This is a genomic window from Vibrio chagasii, assembly GCA_041879415.1.
Lineage (GTDB): Bacteria > Pseudomonadota > Gammaproteobacteria > Enterobacterales > Vibrionaceae > Vibrio.
Genome location: CP090851.1, coordinates 2,403,143 through 2,429,909, shown reverse-complemented (window position 1 = coordinate 2,429,909; position 26,767 = coordinate 2,403,143). Strand labels below are relative to the sequence as shown.

Here is a 26,767-nt window from a genome sequence, read left to right as displayed (position 1 = left end):
AAAGCCCCATGCAGCGAACTGCATGGGGCTTTTTGTTGAATCATTCAGAAGTTAGCAGATTACTTTTTCTTTGCTGCTTTCTTTTTCTTCGCGATTTTTTTCTTCTTCGCGAGCTTCTGCTTCTCTACTGCTTTCTTATCTTCTTTCTTTGGTTTCTTTTTCTTCGTTACAGCGGCTTTCTTGTGCGTTGGACGCATGCCTTCAACGAAGCGCTCTTTGATTGCTTCTTTGGTGTAACGAGCAACGCGTTCAATCATTAATTGATCGTGCGCTTCGATTAGAGAAACCGCATTACCTTTTTTACCAGCACGAGCCGTACGGCCAATTCGGTGTAGGTAAACATCAGCCGTGCGCGGCATGTCGTAGTTAATTACGTGGCTTACGTCTGGAAGGTCGATACCACGAGCCGCCACGTCAGTTGCTAACAGTACGTTTACAGTACCATCACGGAAACGAGCAATTGCATTGTTACGACGGTCTTGAGGCATTTCGCCTTGAATCCAAGCACATGGAATCTGAGCGCTCTCTAGTAGTGCGCGCAGGTCACCTAAACGCTCACGAGTTTTTAAGAAGACGATACTACGCTCAGCTTCTTTAGTAATGATGTGTTTTAGCAGCTCGAGCTTATGCTCTGCTGTGTCTGCACGGTGGTACCACTGAGTGATCTTTTTACGTTCACGTAGTGATGATTTTGCATCGATCTCTGCTGGGTTGTTCAGTAGGTCTTCAGTGAAACCTTCAACACCTTTACCTTCTAGCGTTGCTGAGAAAAGTAAAGTTTGCTTACGCCAGCGACACTCTGCAGATAGGCGATCAACAACAGGACCAAAGCCCATGTCTAGCATGCGGTCTGCTTCATCTAGGATCAGCCATTCGATAGCACGACAATCAAAGCGCTCAGCTTCGATGTATTCCATTAGGCGGCCTGGAGTTGCAACAACGATGTCTTGGGTAGTGCCAAGAATGTCTGCGTGCTCTTGGTACATCACACCACCTGTGATGGTGAAGATGTTCAGTGCAGTGTATTTCGCAAGCTCACGAGCTTGGTCAGTGATCTGCATTGCTAGCTCACGCGTTGGCGTCAGGATAAGCATACGAGCAGGACCCGCTTTCTTACGAGGGAAATCCTGAAGGTATTGCAGTGCTGGCAGTACGAATGATGCTGTTTTACCTGTACCTGTTGGCGCAGATGCCAAAACGTCTCTTCCATCTAACGCTTGTGGGATTGCTTCAGCTTGTATCTGTGTTGGGCGTTCGTAGCCCATTTCGTCAATTGCTTTAAGCAGCTCTTGGTTTAGATCGAGTTCTGCAAAGGTTCTGATCACTGTTGTTTCTCCACAAGCAATAAATGTTTCTGCCTCAAAAAGCAGACGATAAAAAAGAGTAGTCGGACATTATAGAAGCATTAGTGATTAGGATCACATGGTATTTGCTACATCTTGAGATAAAAATCTTTGGTAAGTGCAATAAATGCCTCGCTATAACCACCTTGATGGTGAATGGTGAGCGATTCACACTGCAAATCTTGCTCGCATGCAGGATCTTTCGATAACTCAAAAAGAATTCGACTTGCGGGCTTCTTGTCTGTGGTTTTGACATCAAGACGCTTGGCTAAGTACCAACCGCACTGTTTAGCAAGCTTGATGAAACCTTCTCCCTCAGGCGTTGGCAGTATAAAACTGGCCGTCGCAGCTTCGGTTGTGATCTCGAAACATCGCTTGGCAAGTTGTAGATGATCCAAGCTGTCAGTGTGTCTAGCAGTTGCTCTTTGGCTCTGCTGTGACTGCTCTCCTGAGTTGAAGTAGGGTGGGTTGCAGATTATCGCGTCAAACTTTTTCGGAAAGTCGGTGGTGAGCACGCTGCCATCATGCAGAGTGATGCGATCTTGCCATGGCGACTGCTCAATATTGATGGTCGCAGCCTCAATTGCGTGTGGATCAATATCGATCGCGGAGATCGAGGCATCTGTAAAGCGCTGCGCGACCATCAAGGCCAAAAGCCCAGTGCCTGTTCCAATATCGAGTGCCGAGGACTTAGGTGCAATGCTTACCCACGCGCCGAGTAGCACACCATCGGTGCTGACTGGCATACCGCTTTGCCCACCGTAAATTGAGAATTGCTTAAAATTGAAGCTTTTAGTCTGCACGATTTTGTCTTTCATGAATGTTCTGAGTATCGAGATATTTTAAGTGATTAGCTCTATTGTTAATCAAATGTGTGAATCAATGTTCTGATTGATGATTTATTGTTGTGGATTATGGTTAGTTGATAATTATGACTATTTTTCCATATCCAGTGTAATCGACTGCTTTTGGTTGATATATGCAAATTTATATGGTGTTTTTGTGTGGTGACTTGCAGCTAGCCAAGTGTTTCGTCATTATGCGCGACTATTTTATAGATTGAGTGGCAGCTTTTCGCTGTAACATTCACGTAAGCACAACATAAATTCATAAATATAATTAAGGATTATCTGTGAAACAGAGTCTAAAACTAACAGATATAATGGCATTGGGCTTTATGCTTTTTGCGTTTTTCTTGGGTGCGGGTAACATCATCTTCCCACCTCTAGCTGGCCAATTGGCTGGTGATCATTTTCTTCCAGCGATGTCTGGTTTCCTGCTGACTGCCGTTGGTCTGCCGTTAATCACTATCGTAGCCGTTGCACTTGCGGGTGGCTCTTGGGATCATCTAACCAAAGATCTTCCTAAGAAAGCCGCGACTATCATGGCTGTGTTGATCTTCATTATCATCGGTCCTGCATTTGCTGCACCACGTACCGGCCTTGTTGCTTATGAGATGGCGGTGAAACCGTTCTTCATCGATGCTTCTCAAGCTCACCTAACATTCTTTTCTATCGCATTTTTTGTGGTTGCCATGTTCTTCTCATGGTCTCAAGGTAAGCTAATTGACGTTATCGGCAAGGTTCTAACACCAGCACTTTTCATCGGTTTAGTTGTACTAGCGGTTGCTGTATTTGTTAACCCTCAAGGCGATATTCTTGGTGCTCACGGTGAATACATCACTCAGCCATTAACGAAAGGTTTCCTTGAAGGTTACAACACCATGGATACTTTTGCTTCACTGATGTTTGGTATGCTGATTGTGGATTCTATCCGCAGCAAAGGCATCACTGACCGTGCGGCAACGACTAAGTACCTAATCAGCGCGGGTTGTATTGCTGCGGCTGGTCTAGCGTTCGTTTATATCTCTCTGTTCTTCCTGGGCGCAACAAGCGCAACGGTTGCAGCGGGTGCTGACAATGGCGGTGCGATCTTAAGCCTATACGTTCAATCACTGTTTGGTCCTTCTGGCCAGCTAGTGCTTTCTGTTATCGTACTGCTAGCGTGTCTAACAACAGCGATTGGCCTTGTGTCTGCGTGTTCTGACTACTTCAGCTCACTAACGCCGCTGTCTTACAAAACTTGGGTAATCATCAACGGTGTTGCTTGTGCAACGGTAGCGAACGTTGGTCTTTCTCAGCTTATTTCTCTGTCTGTACCAGTGTTGTTTGCTCTGTACCCAGTAGCGATCGCATTGGTAGCTCTGACGTTCTTGCGTAGCCGTTTCCCTAATCCAAAAGCGGCGTACCGCGTTGTGGTATTGGTGTCACTAATGTTTGCTCTTATCGATGGTGCGAAAGTCGCGGGTGTTGATGTATCAGCACTGAAGATGCTGCCTCTGTTCGAGATCGGCATGGGTTGGTTACTTCCAACGGCTGCAGCAATCATCTGTATGTTCTTTGTTGGTAAGTCAGCAGAGCAAGAGATGGCAGAAGAGACGGTTTAATCTTTGATTGAGATTAGATAGTCATTCTAAATGACACAGAAAAGGCCTCATTACTTCGCAGTAGTGAGGCCTTTTTGTATTCTGTCTGTTTTGAAATGAACAGTTTGTGGAGAGCTTATGTGCTTACAGCTTCTCGCTGTACTCAACTAAAACTTGTTCAACCCAGCTTGCGATACGCTCGTCGCTCAGTTCATATTGTGAATCTTCATCAAGCGCCAAGCCTACGAACTGTGATTGGTCTTCGGTGAGCGCTTTAGACGCTTCGAATTCGTAACTGTCGTCGTTTGGCCAGAAGCCAACAAATTGAGCTCCGGCAGTTTTTAGTTCGTCATGCAGTAGACCCATTGCATCCAAGAACCACTCGCCGTAACCCTCTTGGTCACCTAAGCCAAACAGTGCCACAACCTTACCTTTTACTGGTGTCGTCGCGATATCATCCCAAAGCTCATTCCAATCTTCTTGGATTTCGCCAAAGTCCCACGTAGAAATACCCAGAAGTAATAGGTCGTAGTCTGCCATCAATGAAAGCGGAGCCTCTTTCACGTTATGGATATCAACTAGGTCTTCACCAATAATGCCGCGAATTTTTTCTGCTGCCATTTCTGTGTAGCAGGTGGTTGAGCCGTAAAATAATCCAATTTTCATAGCAAACGTTCGATTTTAATTTCAGATGGCGAATTCTAACCATAAATCGACTTCGATTGCAGCGATTATCCACTCAAGGTGTAATTTTTATGGCATTCATATTTGCTCTGGCATACTCTCAAAACAGTTTCCAATATTGTGAGTAACACTATGCAGTCGCCTCAAGGGCAGAGCGCAGACCACGGTCTAGTTGAGCAGTTTTTAGATGCTATGTGGATGGAGCGAGGGTTATCAGAGAATACTCTTGTCTCGTATCGTACTGATTTATCCAAGCTATTAACGTGGATGGAACAGAATAATTATCGCCTCGACTTTATTAGTCTATCTGGGCTACAGGATTACCAAAGCTGGCTGGTTGATGCGGATTTTAAGCAGACTTCCCGTGCACGTATGTTGTCGGCGATTCGTCGTTTATTCCAATACCTGCATCGTGAGAAAGTCAGAGCGGATGATCCGAGTGCGTTGTTGATTAGCCCTAAGCTGCCACAACGTCTGCCAAAAGACCTAAGTGAAGAGCAAGTGGATGCTTTGCTCGATGCGCCCGATCCGAATGACCCGATTGAACTTCGCGATAAGGCGATGCTTGAGTTATTATATGCAACCGGTTTGCGTGTTACAGAGCTGGTTAGTCTAACGATGGAAAACATCAGCCTGAGACAAGGCGTGGTGCGTGTTATTGGTAAAGGCGGTAAAGAGCGCTTGGTGCCAATGGGCGAAAATGCTGTGGACTGGATTGAGAGTTTTATCGAACAAGGGCGACCGCAACTGCTTGGTGAAAACAGCTCAGATGTGGTTTTTCCAAGTAAGCGAGCTAAGCAAATGACCCGTCAGACGTTTTGGTATCGTATTAAGCATTACGCGGTTGTCGCGGGTATTGACACAGAATTGCTGTCCCCGCACGTTTTAAGACACGCTTTTGCTACTCATTTACTGAACTATGGTGCAGATCTTAGGGTCGTACAGATGTTGCTTGGGCATAGTGACTTATCGACAACCCAAATTTATACTCACGTGGCGACCGAAAGGCTGAAGCAAATTCATACTCAGCATCACCCTCGTGCTTAAATCCATTTATTTTTAAGGTGAACTTAATGAGCGTATTACGCCGTCTTCCTCTATTAGCGCTACCGCTGATGATCACTGCATGTAATGCATCAGAAGCGAAAGTAGAACAAACCACAACAGCTGCAGAGGTTGCTTCAGCTCAAGATATTGATACCGCAGCGCTAACCAAGCGTTTTGAAAAAATAGGCATCAAGGTGAATAAGATTGTTCCTTCAGATATTGATGGTCTTCTAGAGATTCAAACCAACAGTGGCATTATCTTCTCATCTCCAGCGGGCGATCATTTTCTAGCGGGTACACTTTACTCTCTGGATGAGAACGGCAAATTCAGCGATGTATTGGCAGAGCGTCAAGCGCCTATCAATGCTGAGAAAGTAGCGGCACTGTCTGATACAGTTATCGAATACAAAGCAGATAACGAAAAGTATGTTGTGACAGTGTTTACTGACATCACTTGTGGCTACTGTGTTCGTCTACACAGCCAGATGCAGGGCTATAATGACCTAGGTATCACGGTGCGTTACATGGCATACCCACGTCAAGGTGGTACAGGCCAAGTGGCAGACCAAATGGCGGCTATCTGGGCTTCTGACGATCCAAAAGCTGCAATGCACAATGCTAAGGTAGAGCGTAAGATGCCAGCTTCAAGTAAAGACCTTGAAGAGAAGAAACAGATCATCGCTAAGCAGTACCAACTAGGCCGTGAGCTTGGTATTAATGGTACCCCTGCTATCGTATTGGCAAGCGGTGAGTTGGTGAGTGGTTACTTACCTCCAGCACAGCTGCTTCAGCGTCTAGAGCAGTAGTCTCTAGTAGAGCTGTCACAGTCGCCATCAGTTAATATGGCGACTTTATTACTTATTTATTCCCATGTTTTTGATTTAAGGAGTGGCCTGATTGATATCAGGCCCATTTTTATATGATAGAGATTCAACGCCGTCCTGAGGTCGACATTTCCGTTTTACCTGCTCATTTACCAGATCTGTTAAAACGTATCTATGTGAGCCGCGGAGTCAACAGTGCAGACCAACTTGAGACTGCAGCGAAAGGCCTACACTCCTATCAGAAACTAGGCGGCATTGATGCTGCGGTTGAATTGTTGTTTAACGCAATTCAGCATCAAAAACGCATTATTGTTGTTGGCGACTTTGATGCCGATGGTGCGACCAGCTCGGCGTTGTCGGTACTTGCACTGCGAATGCTGGGCAGTTCAAATGTTGATTACCTAGTACCAAACCGTTTTGAAGATGGCTATGGCCTCAGCCCTGAAGTGGTGGAGCAAGCAATCGAAATTGGTGCGGAAGTGATCATGACGGTTGATAACGGTGTATCTTCGATTGAAGGGGTGCGTTTTGCCAAAGAGAAAGGTTTAGAAGTTCTGGTGACTGACCATCACTTACCGGGCAGTGAATTGCCTATGGTTGATGCGATGGTGAACCCGAATCTAGAGAGCTGTGCATTTCCGTCTAAAGCGCTCGCTGGTGTTGGCGTGGCTTTCTACCTGATGATGGCACTGTGTGTGCACATGCGTAAACTGAATTGGTTTGCTGAACGTGGCATGACAGAGCCTAAGCTGATGGAGCTGATAGACCTTGTCGCTCTAGGTACGGTTGCGGACGTGGTGCCACTTGATGAAAATAATCGAATTTTGGTACACCAAGGCTTGCAACGTATTCGAGCGGGTAAGGCTCGTCCGGGTATTCAAGCCTTGATTGAGATTGCCAAGCGAGATGCAAAGCGTTTGGTCGCTTCGGATTTTGGTTTTGCACTGGGCCCTCGTATCAATGCAGCGGGTCGACTTGACGACATGTCGTTTGGTGTTGAGCTGCTAATGAGCAACAACATCCACGCTGCACGTCGCATGGCGAGCGAGCTTGATGGTTTAAACCAGACTCGTAAAGAGATCGAAGAGGGCATGAAGCAAGAAGCGATGGCTTTCTGTGAACGCCTTGAGTTTGGTAAAGACGACCTACCTTCTGGTTTGGCACTATTCCAACGTGATTGGCACCAAGGTGTGATTGGTATTTTGGCTTCGCGTATCAAAGACAAATACCATCGCCCTGTGATTGCGTTCGCCGATGGTGGAGAAGGGAGCATTAAAGGCTCTTGCCGCTCGATTCCGGGTTTGCACATGCGCGATGCGTTAGATCGCATTGACACTCAAAACCCTGGTTTGATTCTTAAGTTTGGTGGTCACGCAATGGCGGCTGGCTTAACGATCATGGAAAAGGACTTTGAGCGCTTTAGCAAACTGTTCAACGATGTTGTGAAACAAGAACTCGGAGAAACGGCACTTAAGGGCATCATCTTATCTGACGGTGAGTTGTTACCTGAAGAGTTCTCTATGCACACCGCTGAGACGCTGCGCGCGGGTGGTCCTTGGGGACAAGCATTCCCTGAGCCGATCTTCGATGGTGAGTTTAAAGTGTTGCACCAAAAGCTGGTGGGTGAAAAACACCTTAAGTTGATGTTAGAGCCACTATACAAAGGCCACCCAACCAATGTGATGATCGACGGCATCGCTTTCAATGTTGATTTACGTCGCTGGCCAGATGCTTCAGTGAAAACCGTGCATCTTGCCTATAAGCTGGATATTAACGAGTTTCGTGGTAACCAGTCTTTGCAGTTAATGGTTGACCACATCGAAGCAAAATAGCCTAACTTCAATAAGATTACGGCTTTACTCGTCTTATCAAAACAACAAGCTCGGCGCCGAATTCCGGGCTTGTTTTGTCTCTGCTTTATGCCTAAATCGCGCTAATTTCTGAGCTCAAAACTTTATATTGTTGTAAGTGACTGAATATTGGTTTGCCCTCTAAAAATTTCTGTATCTCCGTCACACTTTTGAGTACAATTCTTCGGTTAAATTCTACTCATAAATGATGAGCTAAAATGTTTGAAATCAATCCTATAAAAAACCGTCTACAGGATGTGTCTGAGCGCACAAATATCCTGAGGGGGTACCTTTGACTATGACGCTAAGAAAGAGCGTCTAGAAGAAGTAAACGCAGAATTAGAACAACCGGATGTATGGAACGAACCTGAGCGTGCTCAAGCGCTAGGTAAAGAGCGTTCTGCACTGGAAGCGGTAGTAGAAACGATTGACCAACTTGACCAAGGTGTTGAGGATGTTGATGGCCTACTAGAGCTAGCGGTTGAAGAAGAAGATCAAGAAACGTTCGACGAAATTGAACCAGAGCTAGCGGAGCTTGAAGCTAAGCTAGGTAAACTTGAATTCCGTCGTATGTTCTCTGGTGAGCATGACGCTTCAGATTGTTATATCGATCTACAGTCGGGTTCAGGTGGTACTGAAGCACAAGACTGGACTTCAATGATGCTACGCATGTACTTGCGTTGGGCGGAAGCGAAGGGCTTCAAAACTGAAGTTATCGAAGTATCTGAAGGTGAAGTTGCTGGTTTGAAAGGTGCAACAGTACGTATCTCTGGTGAGTACGCGTACGGTTGGTTACGTACAGAGACAGGTGTTCACCGTCTAGTTCGTAAATCACCATTCGATTCAAGTGGCCGCCGTCATACATCATTTGCTTCTGCGTTTATCTACCCAGAGATTGATGACAACATTACGATCGATATTAACCCTTCTGACTTACGTATTGACGTATACCGTGCTTCGGGCGCTGGTGGTCAGCACGTAAACACCACTGAGTCTGCGGTACGTATTACTCACGTTCCAACTAACACAGTGGTTCAATGTCAGAATGACCGTTCGCAGCATAAGAACAAAGATCAAGCGATGAAGCAGCTACGTGCTAAGCTTTTTGAGCTTGAGATTCAAAAACAAAATGCTGAAAAACAAGCGAACGAAGATACTAAATCAGACATCGGTTGGGGCAGTCAAATCCGCTCTTACGTACTGGATGATTCTCGTATCAAAGATTTACGCACTGGCATTGAAAACCGTAATACTCAAGCGGTTCTTGATGGCGACCTAGATAAATTTATCGAAGCTAGCCTGAAATCAGGTTTATAAGCTTTTCACCGACAAAACTATTTTCATAAAGAAAGACAGGATACATCGAAAATGACTGATGCTGTTCAAAACGAAAACGCACAAGAAGAGAATAAGCTAATTGCTGAGCGTCGTGCCAAGCTGGATCATATCCGCAAGAGCTGCAAAGCAAACGGCCACCCAAATGACTTCCGTCGTGAGCACCTAGCTGGCGACCTTCAAGCGGAATTCGGTGAAAAGACTAAAGAAGAACTAGAAGAGCTAAACCACATTGTTGCTATTGCCGGTCGTGTAATGGCTAAGCGTGGTCCATTCCTAGCTATTCAAGAAACGTCTGGCCGTATCCAAGCATACGCAGCAAAAGACGTACAAAAAGTACTTAAAGAGCAGTACCAAGGCCTAGATATCGGTGACATCATCGGCGTTAAAGGTGCACTTCACAAGTCAGGTAAAGGTGACCTTTACGTGAACATGGAAGAGTTCGAACTGCTAACTAAAGCACTTCGCCCTCTACCAGAGAAGTTCCACGGTCTAACTGACCAAGAGATGCGTTACCGTCAGCGTTACGTTGACCTAATCGTGAACGAAGATTCTCGCAACGCATTCATCGTGCGTTCTAAGCTTGTTTCTTCAATCCGTAACTTCATGAGCTCAAAAGGCTACCTAGAAGTTGAAACGCCAATGATGCACGTGATCCCTGGTGGTGCAACTGCACGTCCATTCATCACTCACCACAATGCACTAGACATCGATATGTACCTACGTGTTGCTCCAGAGCTTTACCTGAAGCGTCTAGTAGTGGGTGGTTTTGACCGTGTATTCGAGATCAACCGTAACTTCCGTAACGAAGGTCTATCGCCACGTCACAACCCAGAATTCACAATGATGGAATTCTACCAAGCGTACTCTGACTACAAAGACCTGATGGATCTAACAGAAGAGATGCTAAGCACTGCGGCTATGGACGTTCTTGGTTCTACTTCTATGCCTTACGGTGACGAGACAGTAGAGTTTGGTGGTAAGTACGCTCGCATGAGCATGTTTGAAGCAATCAAACACTACAACCCTGAGCACGCTGAGATCCAAGCGCTAACAGAAGAAGATCTACAAGACCGTGAGAAGATGGTAGCAATCGCGAAATCTGTACACGTTGAAGTAGAGACATTCTGGACATGTGGTCAGCTTCTAGAAGAGATCTTTGGTGAAACGGCTGAGCCTCAGCTAATTCAACCAACGTTCATCACTGGCTACCCAGCGGACATCTCTCCTCTAGCTCGTCGTAGCGATGACAACCCGTTCTTCACAGACCGTTTTGAGTTCTTCATCGGTGGCCGTGAAGTAGCAAACGGCTTCTCTGAGCTTAACGATGCAGAAGACCAAGACGAGCGTTTCAAAGCACAAGTTAACGCGAAAGACGCAGGCGATGATGAAGCAATGTACTACGATGCAGACTACATCACAGCTCTTGAGCACGGCCTACCGCCAACAGCGGGTCAAGGTATCGGTATCGACCGTCTAGCAATGCTATTCACAAACACGCACACAATCCGTGACGTGATCTTGTTCCCGGCAATGCGCCCACAAGCGTAATTATCGCTTACGGGTTATCGCAACCCAATCCAATAAAAAGCTACCTTCGGGTGGCTTTTTCTGTTTTTAGGCCTCAAAACCCAGCCTGTACCGCACTCTTGATTCGAAAAATCATTATTTCTGACATAGTCTTACTAATGAGACATAAAATCTAAGATAGTCTCTCTACTATAGGTGTCTGCATTGAATACGATCTCGCGGCATTTTGCCACGCGAATAAGCGGTGACTCGTATTAGCCTGATTTAAATAAAAATAGAATAAGGAAGAAGGATGGGAACTCAATTTAAGATGGATTCCTTGCCAGGTTCTCTTATCGTCGTTGGTGGTGCGTACGAACCCTGGTTATCTGTACTTGAGCAAGTGGGTTGGCAGTGTACCCAGTGTGCCGACTTACGAAAAGCGGATGCCTTGATTAATGAAATTGGTCCATGTATTGGCATTGTGGATCTTAGCCATGATGAATTCAGCCTTAATGGTATTGCTAACCTTGTGAGCAACAACAAGCAGGTAAGATGGCTCGCGTTTATCCGTGAATCTCAATTAAGTTCAGATACGATCTGCCAGTTTATCGTTAACTTTTGTATCGACTTTTTCACTGCCCCGATCCCAGACGCTCAGCTGTTAAGCACCATTGGTCACCAGTTAGGAATGCTTAAGCTTGAACAGAAAGTATGGCCAAACTACGGCATCAACAACAATATGGGACTGCTAGGCGACTCTGTGGCTGTGAAACGCCTAAGAGACCAGGTGAAGCGTATTGGCCCAACGGATGTCAGTATTCTGATTTATGGAGAGAGCGGTTCAGGTAAAGAGACGATTGCACGCTCTATTCATCAAAACTCCTCACGATCTCAAAAGCCATTTCTAACGGTGAACTGCCGTGCCTTGTCTGAAATGAGAATAGAATCTGAGGTATTTGGTATCTCCGAACAGCCAATGTCTTCTCCTTGTATGTTAGAAGAGGCTGATGGCGGCACCATCTTGCTCAATGATGTTCTGGCGATGCCACGTAATCAACAGTTGAATCTGCTGCGTTTTCTACAAGAAGGCAAGATTGAAACGGCTGATGGACCTAAGTCTGTTGATGTTCGTATTCTGGCAGCAAACTCTTCTGATATCGAAAAAGCCTTAATCGAAGGGGATTTCAACGAAGAGCTTTATCACTACATTAATGTGCTACGCATTCATGTACCGAGCCTCAAAGAGCGCGTGAGTGATATTTCCGTATTAGCCAATCACTTCCTACGAGAGTATTCGAAAGAGTTTAACGCTCAGGCAAAGAGTTTTTCAGAAGATGCTATTCGTTCGATGAATCGCTACCACTGGCCAGGCAATGTTCGCGAATTGATGAACCAGATAAAGCGCGTTGTGTTGATGTCGGATGCTGTGATCATTGAGGAGCAGCAGCTTGATCTGCCAAAGCAGAATGATGAGCGACGTAGCTTGAAGAGTATTCGCGAACGTTCAGAGCGTGATGCCTTACTGATCGTCTTGGAATCTTATGGTGGGCAGGTTTCATTAGCCGCTAAGGAACTTGGCGTGTCACGGGCAACCATGTACCGTTTGCTGAATAAACACAGCCTGATTTCTGAGGGTGTTGTGTAGAACTCTCTTCTAAGTCATTAAATCAGTTAGTGTAAATTTAAGGCCACGCATAATGCGTGGCTTTTTGGTTGCTAATCGCTGCGTCTATGTTCGAACAATCGGAAGATGAGCTCTTGGTCATTAAGAGAGATATGCTGTGATTTTATATAATCATAGTGAATATCTTATATATAAATGAATATGCAACTGATATTTTAGGTGAATGCATTGTTTTGAAAATGTTAACCAATTATCGGTTGAATAATATACTCACTTGGTTAGACTTTAACCGTGAAAGCAGCGATTTAACAAAGACTTGTCTGCTTTACTACCCCATTTCTTTTTGGATTTTTTAGTTAGCTTGGAGGCGCAAATGAAACATTTCGATTTTATACAGCACATTTGCGCATCGTTTGAACCGTGTACTGACATGGTGACTGTTACGTCACAGATCTCAGCCATGGCCGATCGAAACACCCAAGATAAACCTAACTAATAGATCTGTATCCTTATTTGGCTGCGGAAAAATAGCAGCTAAGTGAGAAGCCCTCATACTATCTAACACGCTATTTTTCCTCAGTTTATTCAACAACTGGAGAGTTATTATGCGTCACTCAGTATATTTAAAATTAGCAACAGTTCTTATCCGTGCCGATCTTCGTCGTGAAGAGCGGGAATGGCAGCGAAAAGTACGTCGTAGTTCACTAGACCTACCATGGCACAACGCTCATTTGCTAAGAGATATTGGCCTTGAGGCCGATGGTCGTCCAATTGGTTTCTCTGAACCTGAAGTGGTCACCATTGAACGTCGCGTTCGTCATCTTCGTCGTGTCCTTAGTGCGCGAATACCGACGTAATCTGTAGGGGTTGATAGCACCATCAACCCCTTAAATAATCGACAGTGATGGTTAGGTGTCAAAGTGAGAGCTTTGAACTAGAACTGGCAAAAAGAGAGAAGCACTGGCTTCTCTTTTTTGCTTTTTTAAGCTTGAAAGATCAGCCCACCCTAGTAAACAAAAAGAGTTCTACTAAGCTAAAGAGAGCAAGGGAGGCCTGTTATGCAAAAGCATCAGTTAGACATGTGGTTACATGGAGATCACAAAGACTCGTACCAGACACCGAAAGTGTACGTTATTGGTTGTTCTGACATCTCAGAATATCTACTAGCCGTGGAGTACAAACACAAGCTAGAGCCAGTAAAACAAGATGGTGAACCGCTTCACTTTGGATCTTTGGATCAAGTGAAAGAGGAGTTACTCCGGCTAGGTTTTGAGAAGGCCTACCTTCGTTTACACAATGCTTACGACGAATTTGGTAACGAGCCAAGTCAAAGCTACTGCGATATTGAATTAGCGTTGAAACCTCATTAGATACAAGCCCTTAGCGCCTTACTTTTTAGTCATTGATGCATGGCTATGGCTATCAAGGTACTATGCGTAGTGTGTCGTGAGTATGTTATGAGTAAATTGAGTTCGTAAATAGAATCCACGAGGTTTGGTTTTGATTGGCTTGCCACTTGCACCATAGGCCTCGGTCAAAACGCGGCTGTTTGCGGCCTTTGGACGCAGATGCAGTGCTTCTCCATGCCTCGCAGTGATCTGTTCAACATTCCCTAAAACGATCAACTCCATCAGCTCTTCCCAATCTCTTTTGAGTATTTCGTCTTCAGCTTCGCTTGGCGTCCACAACAGTGGTGATCCAACGTGTCTCTCTGCCAATGGGATTTCTCTTTCACCTTCTACTGGAATCCACAACACTTTAGATAGCTTGTTACGAACGTGGCTGGTTTCCCATGTCAGCCCTTGCACACCCATTAATGGTGCAACACAAACAAAGGTGGTTTCGAGTGGCTTACCAGAATAGCCAATAGGAATGCTCTTAAGTTCGATGCCTAGTTTCGCGAAATCCTGTTCTGGTTTACTGCCAGCAGGTGCGCCCAAGTGCCACTCTAACAGCTGTCCAACCCATCCTTTGTCTCGCTTAAGGTCATTAGGCATGTCCATCTCTGCTTCATCGGCGAGCTCTTTGAAGGTCATCCCGGCGATCGCATACGCTCGCTCTAACAGCTCTTCTTGTGTTTGTGGTTCTGGTTTCATAATAAAAGGCATGATCAAAAAAACGATTTTATCAGAAGTTATCACCAAATGACGACTGGTTAAGAAATGATCTCCTAGCCTGAAAAGGGATCAAAGTTAGGGTTATCCACAGGACATAAAGGTAATTAATTGAAATATTAATTTAGTGGATAAATAAACAGGGGTTTTTGGTGGATAAAATGCTTGCCAAATGGGGTGTAAAATGAATCTTTCACTTGGTAGTGTGGATAAACACCGGGGTGGTTGATCTTTGAGCAGCTTGTGTTTTCAAAAGATCTTTTGGTTTTTCATCGTGCTTTGTTTTTGTCTTTTCTACTTAAGTGTTTGTTTTTTTGTGTTTTTAATTTTTGTTTTCTCCGAGGTGTTGTGTTGGTGTTGATGAATCTATGGATTAAAAAAAACGATTGCGACTAATTCTTCACATAGTTATTCACAGAAAAGGTGAATAAATGTGGTCTAGGTCTCACTATTGTGTGGGTAACTCAAATTTGAGCAAAACTTATCCATATCCACAGATAATATTCATAAATATAGCGCTTATCACGTCACTAAGTTTGCTCCAATTGGGGATATGTGGAAAAATCAGTGTAATTAAAAATTTAGATAGAGGTTGGCCAGTGATAGATGGCGATGGTTACCGATTAAATGTTGGTATTGTAATCTGTAACAACCATGGTCAGGTCTTCTGGGCTAAACGATACGGGCAACATTCATGGCAATTCCCTCAAGGGGGAATAGATGAAGGTGAAACTCCGGAACAGGCAATGTACCGTGAGTTGTATGAAGAGGTTGGCCTTACTAAAAAGGATGTCAAGATCGTCGCGACAAGTCGTCATTGGTTACGCTACAAGCTACCCAAACGACTGGTTCGATGGGATTCTAAACCTGTCTGTATTGGACAAAAACAGAAGTGGTTCCTTTTACGCTTAGATTGCGATGAATCGCGTATCAATATGCAGCGTGGGAGTACACCTGAGTTTGATGGTTGGCGTTGGGTGAGTTACTGGTACCCAGTTCGACAAGTTGTTTCTTTTAAGCGAGACGTTTACCGTCGAGCGATGAAAGAGTTCGCATCTTTAGCAATGCCGTTTAAAGAGCGAAAAACAAAAGGAAAACGCAAATTGCGTAGAGGTTAAGCATGCTCAGTCAACTAAGGGAAATAGTTGAACACGTATCAAGAGTTGAAGATGTATCAACAGCACTTGATATTCTAGTTAAAGAGACATGCAGTGCGATGCAGACGGAATGTTGCACCGTGTATTTAGCCAATAATGATATGCAGCGCCTTGAGTTGATGGCAACTCAAGGCCTGATCTTTGAAGGTAATAGTATTCACATTGGTTTCGACGAAGGTTTGGTTGGCCTAGTCAAACGAAGCGCTGAACCTATTAACCTTGCACAAGCGTCTGCACACCCTGCTTATAAATTTTTTCCAGAGCTTGGAGAAAACATTTACCACTCTTTTCTTGGCACCCCTATTATCCATCGCAAGCAAGTGCTTGGTGTATTGGTTATTCAACAAAAGACGCCTCGCTTATTCAGCGAGATGGAAGAGTCTTTCCTTGTTACGCTCTCGGCTCAACTTGCGGTTATTGTGGCGCACGCCCAAACCCAAGGTCATTGGCTGTTGGAGCAACAAAAGCTGCCAGGCATCAAAGGTATTGCTGCCTCATCTGGAGTTGCCATTGGTGATCTGTGGTGGGATAACACTCAACCTGAATTAACGGATGTGTATCCTGCTTCGACGCTCAATATTGAGCGCGAACAAGAGTTATTGGCAGTGGCAGTTGAAAATGCCCTCAATGACTTTAAGCGCATGCGAAAGCGCTTAGATAGTGAAATCAATAAAGACGCATTGGCGATCTTTGACCTGTTCACTCACTTACTCAACGATCCTATGTTGCGTAAGGATCTAAAAAGCCAGATTCAGAAAGGCGATAAAGCGGACTGGGCACTAAGGCAGGTAGTCGAGAGTTATTCCAATCGCTTTGCTCGTATGTCGGATGTTTATCTGCGTGAAAGGGCACAGGATATCCGAGAGCTCGGTCAAAGGCTGTTGTATTTCCTCCATAACTCCGAATATGAGCTACGTACCTTAGATAAACCTATTATCCTGGTGGTTCGTGAGTTAACGGCTTCTGTGTTAGCGTCGATTCCAAAAGAGAAGCTGTTGGCAGTGATCTCATTGGAAGGGGCGGCGAACTCGCACGCTGCGATTTTATCTCGCGCGCTTGGTATTCCTTCGGTTATGGGGGTTAACATTAACCTCGAGCAAGCGAATGGCAAGCAAGCCATCGTCGATGGTTATAGTGGCGAGATCTTTATCGAGCCGACCAAGAACCTGCTCAAAGAGTATCGAGGGCTGATTCTTGAAGAGAGTGAACTCTCCTCAATGGTCAATCGCGAGCTGTATCTACCTGCGAAAACCCAAGATGATCAACAGGTCGAAATCCTACTAAATGCAGGCTTGAGCGCTGATACCAATATTGCCATCAATCAAGGCGTTGATGGCGTTGGCCTGTATCGAACGGAAATTTCCTTCTTATTGCAACAACGTTTCCCATCAGAGGATGAACAGTTCAAGCAGTATCGCTCTGTACTTTCTAGCTACCCAAATAAGCAAGTGGTGATGCGTACGCTCGATATTGGTGGCGATAAGGCATTACCTTACTTCCCAATCGAGGAAGACAACCCATTCCTTGGCTGGCGTGGTATCCGCTTTACGCTAGATCATCCAGATATCTTCATTATCCAACTGCGTGCCATGTTGCGTGCGAGTTGTGAAAGCCACAACTTGAGCATTCTGCTACCGATGATCTCGGGCGCTCAGGAGTTGGATGACGCACTACAGTTGATTGAGCAAGCCTATGATGAAGTGCATGAACTTGATAACCGAGTGCGAATGCCTCGTATCGGTATCATGATTGAAGTGCCTTCGATGCTCTATCTGCTACCGCTGATTGCTGACAAGGTCGACTTTGTCTCTGTCGGCACCAATGACTTAACCCAATATTTATTGGCCGTTGACCGGAACAATTCTCGAGTCTCTGATGTCTATGAATCTATGCACCCGGCAGTGATCATGGCATTGAAACAGATTCATGATACTTGTAAGCAATATCAATTACCTGTGTGTATTTGTGGAGAGCTAGCCGGTGATCCAATGGGCGCATTGTTACTGCTTGGATTGGGTTATCAGACGTTAAGTATGAACACCTCGAATGTGGCTAGAACCAAGTATTTGATTCGTCAATCTAACTTAAGCGAATTACAGGATTTGGCAAATAAGGCACTTTCAAAGCCGTATGGCAGTGACATCTATAGTATGATGCTGAACTATTTCGAAGAGCGTGAATTTACAGGCTTCATTCGAGCAGGTAAAAAATAGGAATTAACGTGTCATATGAACTGATAGGCTTGCTGGCAGGCCTTGGTGCTGTTGTTGGTGTTTTAGCTGGCTTGCTGGGTATTGGCGGTGGATTGCTGGTGGTTCCGGCCTTACTGTTCTTGCTCCCGAAAGCGGGTATTCCTCAAGAGTTTGCAATGCAAATGGCATTAGCGACTTCGCTATCCACCATAATTGTTACGTCAGGATCGTCTGCGATTAACCACTTAAAGTTGGGTAACGTCGAGATATTTGTCGTTAAGTGGTTAATGCCAGGAGTTGTAGTTGGCGGTTTTCTCGGTTCTTTTGTAGCTGACGTTATTCCTTCTCAATACTTGCCTAAAGTTTTTGGTGTGATTGTTTTGGTGCTGGCACTGCAGATGCTGTTGTCGATTCGCTCTAAGAGCCAGAAAGCGATGCCAGGCTCTGCGACAACCATGTTATGTGGTGGTGGCATTGGTTTGGTTTCAAGCCTAGCGGGCATTGGTGGCGGCTCGTTGTCTGTACCTTTTCTTAACCATCACGGTGTGGAAATGCGTAAGGCGGTGGGTTCATCTTCAGTGTGTGGTTTTGTTATCGCTATCTCTGGGATGCTAGGATTTATTTGGCATGGCTCGTCTGTCGAGGGGCTGCCTGCGTTTAGCCTTGGTTATGTCTACCTACCTGCCTTGGTTGCGATATCGTGCACATCAGTACTGACCACGCGAGTGGGGGCGAAGTTGGCAACGCAATTACCAACACCAGTACTTAAGAAGTTCTTTGCGGTATTTTTAATGTTTATAGCAGCGACCATGCTGCTGTAGTGTCTTTAGTTAGCGATTGAGCTAACCGTTATTCAATTTAGATAGAGAGCCAAGTATGTCTCAGGGTTTTATTGAATTCCCAAATATCGATCCTGTTCTTATTGAACTAGGACCAATCTCAGTTCGTTGGTACGGCCTAATGTACCTTGTCGGTTTTATGTTTGCTCTTTGGCTAGCAAATCGCCGAGCTGATCAGCCGGGTAGCGGTTGGACTCGAGAGCAAGTCTCAGACTTATTGTTCGCTGGCTTTCTAGGTGTGGTGCTTGGTGGTCGTATTGGCTACGTGTTGTTCTACAACTTTGACCTTTTCTTAGCGGACCCACTTTACCTATTTAAGGTATGGACTGGCGGTATGTCTTTCCACGGCGGCTTGCTTGGTGTTATTACCGCAATGTTCTGGTATGCAAAAAAGAATGGTCGCACCTTCTTTGGCGTCGCAGACATGATTGCACCATTGGTACCCTTTGGTTTAGGTATGGGTCGTTTAGGTAACTTCATGAACAGCGAACTTTGGGGCCGTGTTACAGATGTGCCATGGGCAATCGTATTCCCGAATGGCGGTCCACTTCCTCGCCACCCATCTCAGCTTTATGAAATGGCGCTTGAAGGCATTGTGCTGTTCTTCATCTTGAACTGGTTTATTAAAAAGCCGCGTCCTCTTGGTTCTGTATCAGGGTTATTCCTTGCAGGATATGGTACATTCCGCTTCTTAGTAGAATACGTACGTGAACCAGATGCTCATCTAGGCTTGTTCGGCGGCTTTATCTCTATGGGACAAATCCTGTCACTGCCAATGGTTATCATCGGTGCACTGATGATGGTTTGGGCATACAAGCGTGGTCACTACAAAGACGAATTACCACAACAAACGAAGTAAGGAATTGGTGTGAAACAGTATTTAGATCTCTGTCAGCGTATCGTTGATAACGGTACTTGGATTGAAAATGAACGCACGGGCAAGCGCTGCCTAACCGTGATCAATGCTGACCTTGAATATGATGTTGGTAACAACCAGTTCCCACTTGTCACAACGCGTAAGAGCTTTTGGAAAGCGGCAGTCGCTGAGCTGCTTGGCTACATCCGTGGTTACGACAGCGCTGAAGATTTTCGCAAACTAGGTACAAAAACTTGGGACGCAAACTCTAACTTGAACGAAGCATGGCTGAACAATCCTTACCGTAAGGGTGAAGATGACATGGGGCGTGTTTATGGCGTTCAAGGTCGAGCATGGGCAAAGCCTGATGGTGGTCATATCGACCAACTGAAGAAGATTGTAGATGACCTGACGAATGGTATCGATGACCGTGGTGAGATCTTAAACTTCTACAACCCAGGCGAGTTCCACATGGGCTGCTTGCGTCCGTGTATGTACAGCCACCATTTCTCTCTACTTGGTGACACTCTGTACTTAAACAGTACTCAGCGCTCTTGTGATGTACCACTAGGCCTGAACTTCAATATGGTTCAAGTGTACGTGTTCCTAGCGATCATGGCGCAAATCACAGGTAAAAAAGCGGGTGTGGCTTACCACAAGCTAGTTAATGCTCATATCTATGAAGACCAACTGGCGCCTATGCGTGATATTCAGCTGAAGCGTGAGCCTCTAGCGGGCCCAACGTTCCACATCAACCCTGAGATTAAGTCTCTAGAGGATTTAGAAACTTGGGTAACGATGGATGACTTCTGGGTTGAAGGTTACGAGTGCCACGAAGCGATTAAGTACCCATTCTCGGTTTAATCGAATCCGTTTCGTTTGATTGAAAGGCTGCCACTGTGCAGCCTTTTTTATTTGTGATGCTTGGCTTGCTTACCATTTATAAAACCAATAATCTTGTGGGGTCTTTTCTAACTACAGAACTGCTATGACTCGCTCGCATTGCTTTGTATTGCAACATGACTTTCTTATTTCATTTTATCCTGAGAAGAATCAGTTGGTGATTAATGATGAGGCGATTCATCTAGAGCCATTACAAGCTAAGTTGCTGAGCTATTTCATTGAAAATCGCGGGCGAGTGGTAAGTACACAGCAGATCGCTACTGATGTGTGGCAGAGGACTCATGTATCCGACAATCTGGTTAGGCAAGTCATCAGTTTATTGCGCAGTCAGCTTCGAGATAAGTCACGCCCTTATCGCATTATTCAGACGATACCTAAACAAGGTTACTTGTTTGATATTGAAGTGACCCAGCCGAATGCTGAAGAAACTTCCGTCGACGATGACTCACAACCCGCAACTGAAACCCTCACGCCTTATTACAAAAAGAAGATCATCACTCTCATTGCGACCGCACTGTTAGCGATTGGCTTAACTGCGACTTGGGCATGGACCAACGGTTTTAAGACTAATGAACCTGTGGCGATTACCACTCGTCAGGTTGACGTGATTCCCGTTTATATCCATGACCTAATCCTAGATTCGGCGAACGATTACGAGATGTCGGAAAGTGTCTATAACTATCTTTTTTATGGGTTGAACTCAGCTAAAAACCTATCGGGTTACCATTTTTCTCAGCTATCTAAACAAGGTAAGCAATCACTTGCCAATAATGGTGTCGAGCTCAAAAGTTGGCTCAAGAGAAAGGATGGGGACTATGTGTTGAGCGTGCTGGTGCAAAACAATGCTCAACCCAATCAAAGTCAGAAAGTAGAAAAACGCTTCAGCCAAGATAATTTCTTCGAGGTCATTGGTGATGCCATTCTTGAGATTAAAGCCATTATTGCTCCTATGAGCTCTGAGTATGGGGTAGCGAGTCATCGAGTGACTTCTATTGATAACTATCAGGATTGGAGTGTTATCTCTGAGGGGATATCACTGTTTTATCAGGGCAAAGGCGGTCAACCATTTGAAGATATCGCGGTTCAGTTGGATATGATTCAACAACAAGGACGAGATAACTATTTGGTCAATGCTTTGCTGTCGTATGCCGAGTCTTTGGCCTATTTGCAAAACAGTGAGCAGGAAGATCGCGAACGCGCTCTACTATTGGCTAAGCAAGCTTTTGAGATGAATCCGCGTTGTGATATTGCCAACCTGACCCTGGGGCTTGCATTGTTAATAAACCAACACGCCAATCAAGCTTTTCCTTATCTTTCTTATGCGGCCGAAAGTACACCAAGTCCAATCAGCTTTTATCTACTGAGTGTTGCGGACAAGCTATCGGACAACCCAAAAGGTTCGCAATACAACTATCAGCGTTATACCGAGGTAAAAAAAGAGCATAACGGTCAACTCTTTGATCTTATTGAATCTTTATAAAAACCAAACCTTTTCTAAATGCCTAAACTCCCTTTTTAGTGAAGGTCTGAGTGAGCGCTGGTGGTTCGGGGCTAGGTAGGTTTCCCAAGCCCTAATCGGCTTCTTAACATGTTTGTTTATTGTTTGTAGTCAGCCTTGATTGCCTTGCATCAAGAGTCAAAACAGTGACTTTCACATATTGGTCCTCAAATCATTCATTATTTGGGGTACGCACATGTTGAAGAAATTTGCTTTTCAGATCATACCGATTCAGATCTTTTTATTCGTCTTTTGGTTCAAAAATGGCTTTATCGATAAAGTGATGGGCGTGTTACTTGGCTTTGTTACGCCTGATACCGCTTATGCCGGTGATACCTGGGCTGGTTGGAAGGGTTATATCGTTGGAACTTGGGACAAGAGCCAAGTCGGTCATGTTTTACTTAGCCCAACGTTCGACTTTATGTTTCCGATTCTGATTGCGTTGCAATGTGTTCCATTTTTACTGGTTATTCGCTCGCTGTTTGCCGGTGAGTTCATGGTTGGTAAGGAACGTCCGTGGTTACTTTATGCGGCTTTCTCCTCCCTGTTTGTCACGGCTTGTATGGCGTTTACTCAAACCATCACTGGCGCAAGTGACGGACAGTATTTATGGCAATTTATCGGCTTTGGTATGGTTGCGATCATGTACCTGCGTAATGAGCAAGGTAAGTAAGCTTTTTTAGATGCGAGTAAACGAGGTGCGGGATACGAAGAGCAAAAGCGCCCGTCATTCCCTAGACTGATGAAGAAAGGAGTAGGGAATCTCTGGGTGTTATGCTCTGCGTAAATTCCCTATCCCGCTCGTTCCTCGCTGTAGGGAATGGCGGACTTTTTAGATGCGAGTAAACGGGATTCGAGATGCGAAGAGCTAAGAGTAGAAACGAGTAAATGAGATTAGGGATACGAAAAATATACCTAGGTTTGAGTCGGCGATATACCAAGTACGACTATCACAGTTCATGTTTTTCGTTACTCGTTTACACGAATCTCGTATCTACTTTTAGCTCTTCGTTACTCGTTTACTCGAATCCCGCATCTTTTTTGTTCCCCGCATCTGCTCTTAAAAAAGAAAAAGCCCGCAACCTAGGTTGCGGGCTTTGCTATAAGCGATGTGTATTTTTCTATTAAGCAGTCAGAGACAAGATTGTGCCTGGCAGTACAAGGAATACCGCAACAAGGTAACCGGCAACAACAGCTTTGTTCTTCACAGCCATGTCTGAAATCATGTCTGCCGCTTTAACTGGTAGCTCACGTAGGAACGGGATACCGAAGATGAATACCGTTGCCATGATGTTGAACACCAAGTGTACTAGAGCAATCTGAAGTGCGAATACTGCGAACTCACCAGATACTGCTGTCGCTGCAAGCAGAGCGGTAATACATGTACCGATGTTTGCGCCTAGAGTGAATGGGTAAACATCACGTACTTTAAGAACACCTGAGCCTACTAGTGGAACCATCAAGCTTGTTGTCGTTGAAGAAGACTGAACAAGGATAGTAACGATAGAGCCAGAAGCGATACCGTGGATTGGACCACGACCAATTGCGTTCTTAAGAATCTCACGAGCACGACCAACCATTAGGCTCTTCATCAGCTTACCCATAACAGTGATAGCTACGAAGATAGTTGCGATACCTAGAGCGATAAGCATGATGCCGCCAATCGTGTCGCCAAATGTTGATAGAGGCTCTTTAATTGCGCTTACTACTGGTTTAGTGATTGGCTTGATGAAGTTAAGACCCTTCATGCTCATATCACCTGTTGCTAGCATCGGAGATACCAACCAGTGAGAAATCTTCTCTAGAATACCAAACGCCATCTCTAGCGGTAGGAAAATAGCTACAGCCAATAGGTTGAAGAAGTCGTGAATCGTCGCACTTGCGAATGCGCGTTTGAACTCTTCTTTACAACGAACGTGACCAAGGCTAACTAGCGTATTGGTTACCGTAGTACCAATGTTTGCACCCATGATCATAGGGATTGCTAGCTCAACAGGTAAACCACCTGCCACAAGGCCAACGATAATTGAAGTAACTGTACTTGATGATTGAATAAGTGCGGTTGCAACTAAACCAATCATTAAGCCTGCAACTGGGTGTGAAGCAAATTCAAAAAGAACTTTTGCTTGTTCGCCTGTTGCCCATTTGAAGCCTGTACCAACCATTGAAACTGAAAGTAATAGTAGGTAAAGCATGAATGCCAAGTTAGCCCAGCGTAGCCAACGAGTTGTGCTCGAAATCGGCGCTGCTGCAGTAGTAGCTTGGTTCATAATGTTTTCTCCATAGGACCGTTTAAGTCTGTGTTTGGTCTGTTTGTTTAATCTGAGCGTGATGTTAGAGGGGAAATATTTCAGTAATATTACATTTTGGTTGAGGCGGGACTTTTTTGTGATGATTTACTGTTTAAATATTCTGACAGTAAATGTGGTTATTTTAAGTGGTTGTTTATAAATGATTTTATTGCGGTTTTTGATGGGTGATATAGATCTTAAAAGTTAGAAAAAAATTGAGAAACTTGGCGTTAATATTACATTATGAAATCAAACACTTCGAAAAAATTACCAGTTAAATGGTTTTACGGTTGGTTTTTCCGAGTTTGTTGAGCGGAGGTGTCATATTTGATATAAAAAGGAACCGACTCTTTTATTACGGCACACCTATGTCGCACCTCAACTATAACCATCTTTATTACTTCTGGATGGTCTGCAAGCAAGGCTCTGTTACCAAAGCAGCAGAAGCTCTATTTCTCACACCTCAAACGGTCACTGGCCAGATAAAAGCATTAGAAGAGCGAATGGACGGTAAGCTGACCAAGCGCAATGGTCGCAGTGTTGAACCAACAGAGCTTGGACAGCTGGTTTTCAAATACGCGGATCGTATGTTTGGTCTAAGCTACGAAATGCTGGATATCGTGAACTATAGTCAGCACTCAAATATCCTGTTTGATGTCGGTGTGGCAGACGCTCTTTCGAAACGACTGGTTAGTAAGATCTTGATGTCGACGATTCCAGAAGATAACAGTATCCACCTTCGCTGTTTTGAATCGACTCACGAAATGCTGCTTGAACAGCTCTCTCAACATAAGCTCGATATGATCTTGTCTGACTGCCCGGTGGACTCTAGCCAAAGCCCAGGTTTATTCAGCAAGAAGTTGGGGGAGAGTGGTATGAGCTTTTTCAGTTCTGGTGAAGTGAAAGGGGTTAATTTCCCTGCCGTATTAGAGCAAAGAAAGCTGTTGATCCCGGGAAGTCGAACCTCAATGGGACGCAAGATACTGCAATGGTTTGATAGACAGGGTCTAAAACCGGATATTTTGGGCGAGTTTGATGACGCAGCATTGATGAAAGCGTTCGCTCGTTACCACCATGATGCTATTTTCTTAGCACCAACCTTGTACATGTCTGAAGTGGAGCAAGACACTTCCTTGCAATTATTAGGCGGTATTGAAGAGTTAAAAGAAGAGTACTATGTCATTTTTGCTGAGAGGATGATCCAACATCCAGCCGTAAAAAATGTATGTGACGCAGATTTTAGCAAATTGTTCGAATGAGGTAGTTTGTTAATGAATTGATATCGATTATCATAACTCCGCAATATGCCGGAAATACTGATAGCCCGTAGTTGGCGTAAAGGTTGTAGGGAGCCAAACTATGAACTTAAAAGAGATGGAGAAGAACTCAGCACAAGCTGTGATTCTACTCAAAGCCATGGCCAACGAACGTCGCTTACAGATTTTGTGCCTTTTACATGGTACTGAGCTGTCGGTTGGGGAGTTGTGTGGCAAGTTGGAACTGAGTCAATCGGCTTTATCTCAACATCTTGCTTGGTTGAGAAGAGATGGTTTGGTCGATACTCGCAAAGAAGCTCAAACCGTGTATTACACATTGAGCAGTGAAGAAGTAAAAGCAATGATTAACCTACTGCATGGTCTATATTGCAAGTAGTTTATTGTTGGTAAGAAAAGTGGTTTCTTATCAGGAATAAGGTCGACACAAGGAAGTGTCAGTATTTCTCGTCGAACGTTAAAAGTTGTCTATTCACTATCTATTTTAGCTACTTACCCACTCTCTACCTATTTAGTCACAACCTATCTATTTAACTCTTACCTGTGTTATTCCCTGTCTATATCTGAGTCTGTTCGTTATTTTTAACTACTGTCGGTCAGTCGTTTAATTGTGTTACTCAAAATTCAGATATAAAAAAACCGGCCTAAGCCGGTTTTTTTCGTTTTGCGTTGTAATCAAATTTCTATTAAAGAGCTTTGATTGCAGCAGCGAAACGAGACTTATGACGTGCAGCTTTATTCTTATGAATAAGGCCTTTAGTCGCCATACGGTCAAGAAGTGGTGTAACTTCTACAAGAGCAGCAGTTGCAGCTTCTTTATCACCAGCTGCGATAGCTGCGATAGTCTTTTTCATGTAAGTGCGCATCATAGAACGACGGCTAGCGTTGTGCTGGCGACGTTTCTCAGCTTGGATAGCGCGCTTCTTAGCAGATTTACTGTTTGCCAAGGGTCTAACTCCCAAAAACTTAGTTCGGTGACAATTTAAGGGCGAGGACTAT

24 protein-coding genes are annotated in these 26,767 nt (G+C 44.7%); 18 read left to right on the top strand and 6 right to left on the bottom strand.

Features of this window, described 5'->3' with window-relative positions; genetic code table 11:
• Nucleotides 1–59 precede the first annotated feature (59 nt).
• Complete coding sequence (gene srmB / locus L0991_10950; GenBank protein XGB61925.1) at nucleotides 60–1,325, bottom strand: ATP-dependent RNA helicase SrmB; 1,266 nt, start codon at nucleotides 1,323–1,325, stop codon at nucleotides 60–62.
• Nucleotides 1,326–1,432: 107 nt separating this feature from the next.
• Complete coding sequence (locus tag L0991_10945; protein ID XGB61924.1) at nucleotides 1,433–2,161, bottom strand: methyltransferase; 729 nt, start codon at nucleotides 2,159–2,161, stop codon at nucleotides 1,433–1,435.
• A gap of 314 nt (nucleotides 2,162–2,475) precedes the next feature.
• Between L0991_10945 and brnQ the strand changes: the two genes are divergently transcribed.
• Complete coding sequence (gene brnQ / locus L0991_10940; protein ID XGB61923.1) at nucleotides 2,476–3,789, top strand: branched-chain amino acid transport system II carrier protein; 1,314 nt, start codon at nucleotides 2,476–2,478, stop codon at nucleotides 3,787–3,789.
• 123 nt (nucleotides 3,790–3,912) lie between these two features.
• Here the strand turns inward: brnQ and fldB are convergent, their stop codons facing one another.
• Nucleotides 3,913–4,434 carry a flavodoxin FldB gene (gene fldB / locus L0991_10935; protein XGB61922.1) on the bottom strand — a complete coding sequence of 174 codons (522 nt, stop codon included), beginning with the start codon at nucleotides 4,432–4,434 and terminating at the stop codon, nucleotides 3,913–3,915.
• Nucleotides 4,435–4,584: 150 nt separating this feature from the next.
• On the opposite strand from fldB, the gene xerD reads away from it, so the two are divergent.
• The 8 genes from xerD (at nucleotide 4,585) to L0991_10895 (ending at nucleotide 14,014) form a co-directional block, all read left to right on the top strand.
• The gene (gene xerD / locus L0991_10930; protein XGB61921.1) at nucleotides 4,585–5,499 is read left to right on the top strand and encodes a site-specific tyrosine recombinase XerD; all 915 of its coding nucleotides are present in this window, start codon (nucleotides 4,585–4,587) and stop codon (nucleotides 5,497–5,499) included.
• 26 nt (nucleotides 5,500–5,525) lie between these two features.
• Nucleotides 5,526–6,305 (top strand): thioredoxin fold domain-containing protein, encoded by a 780-nt coding sequence (locus L0991_10925; GenBank protein XGB61920.1) that lies wholly within the window; start codon nucleotides 5,526–5,528, stop codon nucleotides 6,303–6,305.
• Nucleotides 6,306–6,418: 113 nt separating this feature from the next.
• On the top strand, nucleotides 6,419–8,155 hold the full coding sequence (gene recJ / locus L0991_10920) for a single-stranded-DNA-specific exonuclease RecJ (protein XGB61919.1): 1,737 nt from the start codon (nucleotides 6,419–6,421) through the stop codon (nucleotides 8,153–8,155).
• Nucleotides 8,156–8,391: 236 nt separating this feature from the next.
• Nucleotides 8,392–9,490 (top strand): peptide chain release factor 2 gene (prfB, locus tag L0991_10915; GenBank protein ID XGB61918.1). Its coding sequence is split into 2 segments (ribosomal slippage): nucleotides 8,392–8,466 and nucleotides 8,468–9,490, totalling 1,098 coding nucleotides; the frame shifts between segments, so codons are not numbered across the junction.
• Between the two features lie 51 nt (nucleotides 9,491–9,541).
• Nucleotides 9,542–11,059, top strand: coding sequence for a lysine--tRNA ligase (gene lysS / locus L0991_10910; protein ID XGB61917.1), 1,518 nt, complete (start codon nucleotides 9,542–9,544; stop codon nucleotides 11,057–11,059).
• A gap of 271 nt (nucleotides 11,060–11,330) precedes the next feature.
• Nucleotides 11,331–12,665 (top strand): cyclic-di-GMP-binding transcriptional regulator VpsR, encoded by a 1,335-nt coding sequence (vpsR, locus tag L0991_10905; protein ID XGB61916.1) that lies wholly within the window; start codon nucleotides 11,331–11,333, stop codon nucleotides 12,663–12,665.
• 584 nt (nucleotides 12,666–13,249) lie between these two features.
• The gene (locus tag L0991_10900) at nucleotides 13,250–13,501 is read left to right on the top strand and encodes a DUF1127 domain-containing protein (GenBank protein XGB61915.1); all 252 of its coding nucleotides are present in this window, start codon (nucleotides 13,250–13,252) and stop codon (nucleotides 13,499–13,501) included.
• 201 nt (nucleotides 13,502–13,702) lie between these two features.
• A complete protein-coding gene (locus tag L0991_10895) occupies nucleotides 13,703–14,014 on the top strand; it encodes a DUF6482 family protein (GenBank protein ID XGB61914.1) in 312 nt (103 codons plus the stop codon).
• A 60-nt stretch (nucleotides 14,015–14,074) separates the two neighbouring features.
• On the opposite strand, the gene mutH is transcribed toward L0991_10895, so the two are convergent.
• Nucleotides 14,075–14,740: a DNA mismatch repair endonuclease MutH gene (mutH, locus tag L0991_10890; protein ID XGB61913.1), complete on the bottom strand. Its 666-nt coding sequence runs from the start codon at nucleotides 14,738–14,740 to the stop codon at nucleotides 14,075–14,077.
• Between the two features lie 617 nt (nucleotides 14,741–15,357).
• Between mutH and rppH the strand changes: the two genes are divergently transcribed.
• The 7 genes from rppH (at nucleotide 15,358) to L0991_10855 (ending at nucleotide 22,876) form a co-directional block, all read left to right on the top strand.
• Nucleotides 15,358–15,876, top strand: coding sequence for an RNA pyrophosphohydrolase (gene rppH / locus L0991_10885; protein ID XGB61912.1), 519 nt, complete (start codon nucleotides 15,358–15,360; stop codon nucleotides 15,874–15,876).
• Nucleotides 15,877–15,878: 2 nt separating this feature from the next.
• Nucleotides 15,879–18,128, top strand: coding sequence for a phosphoenolpyruvate--protein phosphotransferase (gene ptsP / locus L0991_10880; GenBank protein ID XGB61911.1), 2,250 nt, complete (start codon nucleotides 15,879–15,881; stop codon nucleotides 18,126–18,128).
• A gap of 8 nt (nucleotides 18,129–18,136) precedes the next feature.
• Nucleotides 18,137–18,928 (top strand): sulfite exporter TauE/SafE family protein, encoded by a 792-nt coding sequence (locus L0991_10875; protein ID XGB61910.1) that lies wholly within the window; start codon nucleotides 18,137–18,139, stop codon nucleotides 18,926–18,928.
• A 55-nt stretch (nucleotides 18,929–18,983) separates the two neighbouring features.
• Nucleotides 18,984–19,805, top strand: a complete 822-nt coding sequence (gene lgt, locus L0991_10870) for a prolipoprotein diacylglyceryl transferase (GenBank protein XGB61909.1) — start codon at nucleotides 18,984–18,986, stop codon at nucleotides 19,803–19,805.
• A 9-nt stretch (nucleotides 19,806–19,814) separates the two neighbouring features.
• Nucleotides 19,815–20,666, top strand: coding sequence for a thymidylate synthase (locus L0991_10865; protein ID XGB61908.1), 852 nt, complete (start codon nucleotides 19,815–19,817; stop codon nucleotides 20,664–20,666).
• Between the two features lie 124 nt (nucleotides 20,667–20,790).
• Nucleotides 20,791–22,185: a winged helix-turn-helix domain-containing protein gene (locus L0991_10860; GenBank protein ID XGB61907.1), complete on the top strand. Its 1,395-nt coding sequence runs from the start codon at nucleotides 20,791–20,793 to the stop codon at nucleotides 22,183–22,185.
• Between the two features lie 214 nt (nucleotides 22,186–22,399).
• The gene (locus tag L0991_10855) at nucleotides 22,400–22,876 is read left to right on the top strand and encodes a hypothetical protein (protein ID XGB61906.1); all 477 of its coding nucleotides are present in this window, start codon (nucleotides 22,400–22,402) and stop codon (nucleotides 22,874–22,876) included.
• Between the two features lie 451 nt (nucleotides 22,877–23,327).
• On the opposite strand, the gene L0991_10850 is transcribed toward L0991_10855, so the two are convergent.
• Nucleotides 23,328–24,473 (bottom strand): Na/Pi symporter, encoded by a 1,146-nt coding sequence (locus L0991_10850; GenBank protein XGB61905.1) that lies wholly within the window; start codon nucleotides 24,471–24,473, stop codon nucleotides 23,328–23,330.
• Nucleotides 24,474–24,862: 389 nt separating this feature from the next.
• Between L0991_10850 and nhaR the strand changes: the two genes are divergently transcribed.
• Together nhaR and L0991_10840 are read left to right on the top strand one after the other, a co-directional pair.
• Nucleotides 24,863–25,753 (top strand): transcriptional activator NhaR, encoded by an 891-nt coding sequence (gene nhaR / locus L0991_10845; GenBank protein ID XGB61904.1) that lies wholly within the window; start codon nucleotides 24,863–24,865, stop codon nucleotides 25,751–25,753.
• A gap of 100 nt (nucleotides 25,754–25,853) precedes the next feature.
• A complete protein-coding gene (locus L0991_10840) occupies nucleotides 25,854–26,147 on the top strand; it encodes a metalloregulator ArsR/SmtB family transcription factor (GenBank protein ID XGB61903.1) in 294 nt (97 codons plus the stop codon).
• 307 nt (nucleotides 26,148–26,454) lie between these two features.
• Here the strand turns inward: L0991_10840 and rpsT are convergent, their stop codons facing one another.
• Nucleotides 26,455–26,715 carry a 30S ribosomal protein S20 gene (gene rpsT, locus L0991_10835; GenBank protein ID XGB61902.1) on the bottom strand — a complete coding sequence of 87 codons (261 nt, stop codon included), beginning with the start codon at nucleotides 26,713–26,715 and terminating at the stop codon, nucleotides 26,455–26,457.
• Nucleotides 26,716–26,767 lie beyond the last annotated feature (52 nt).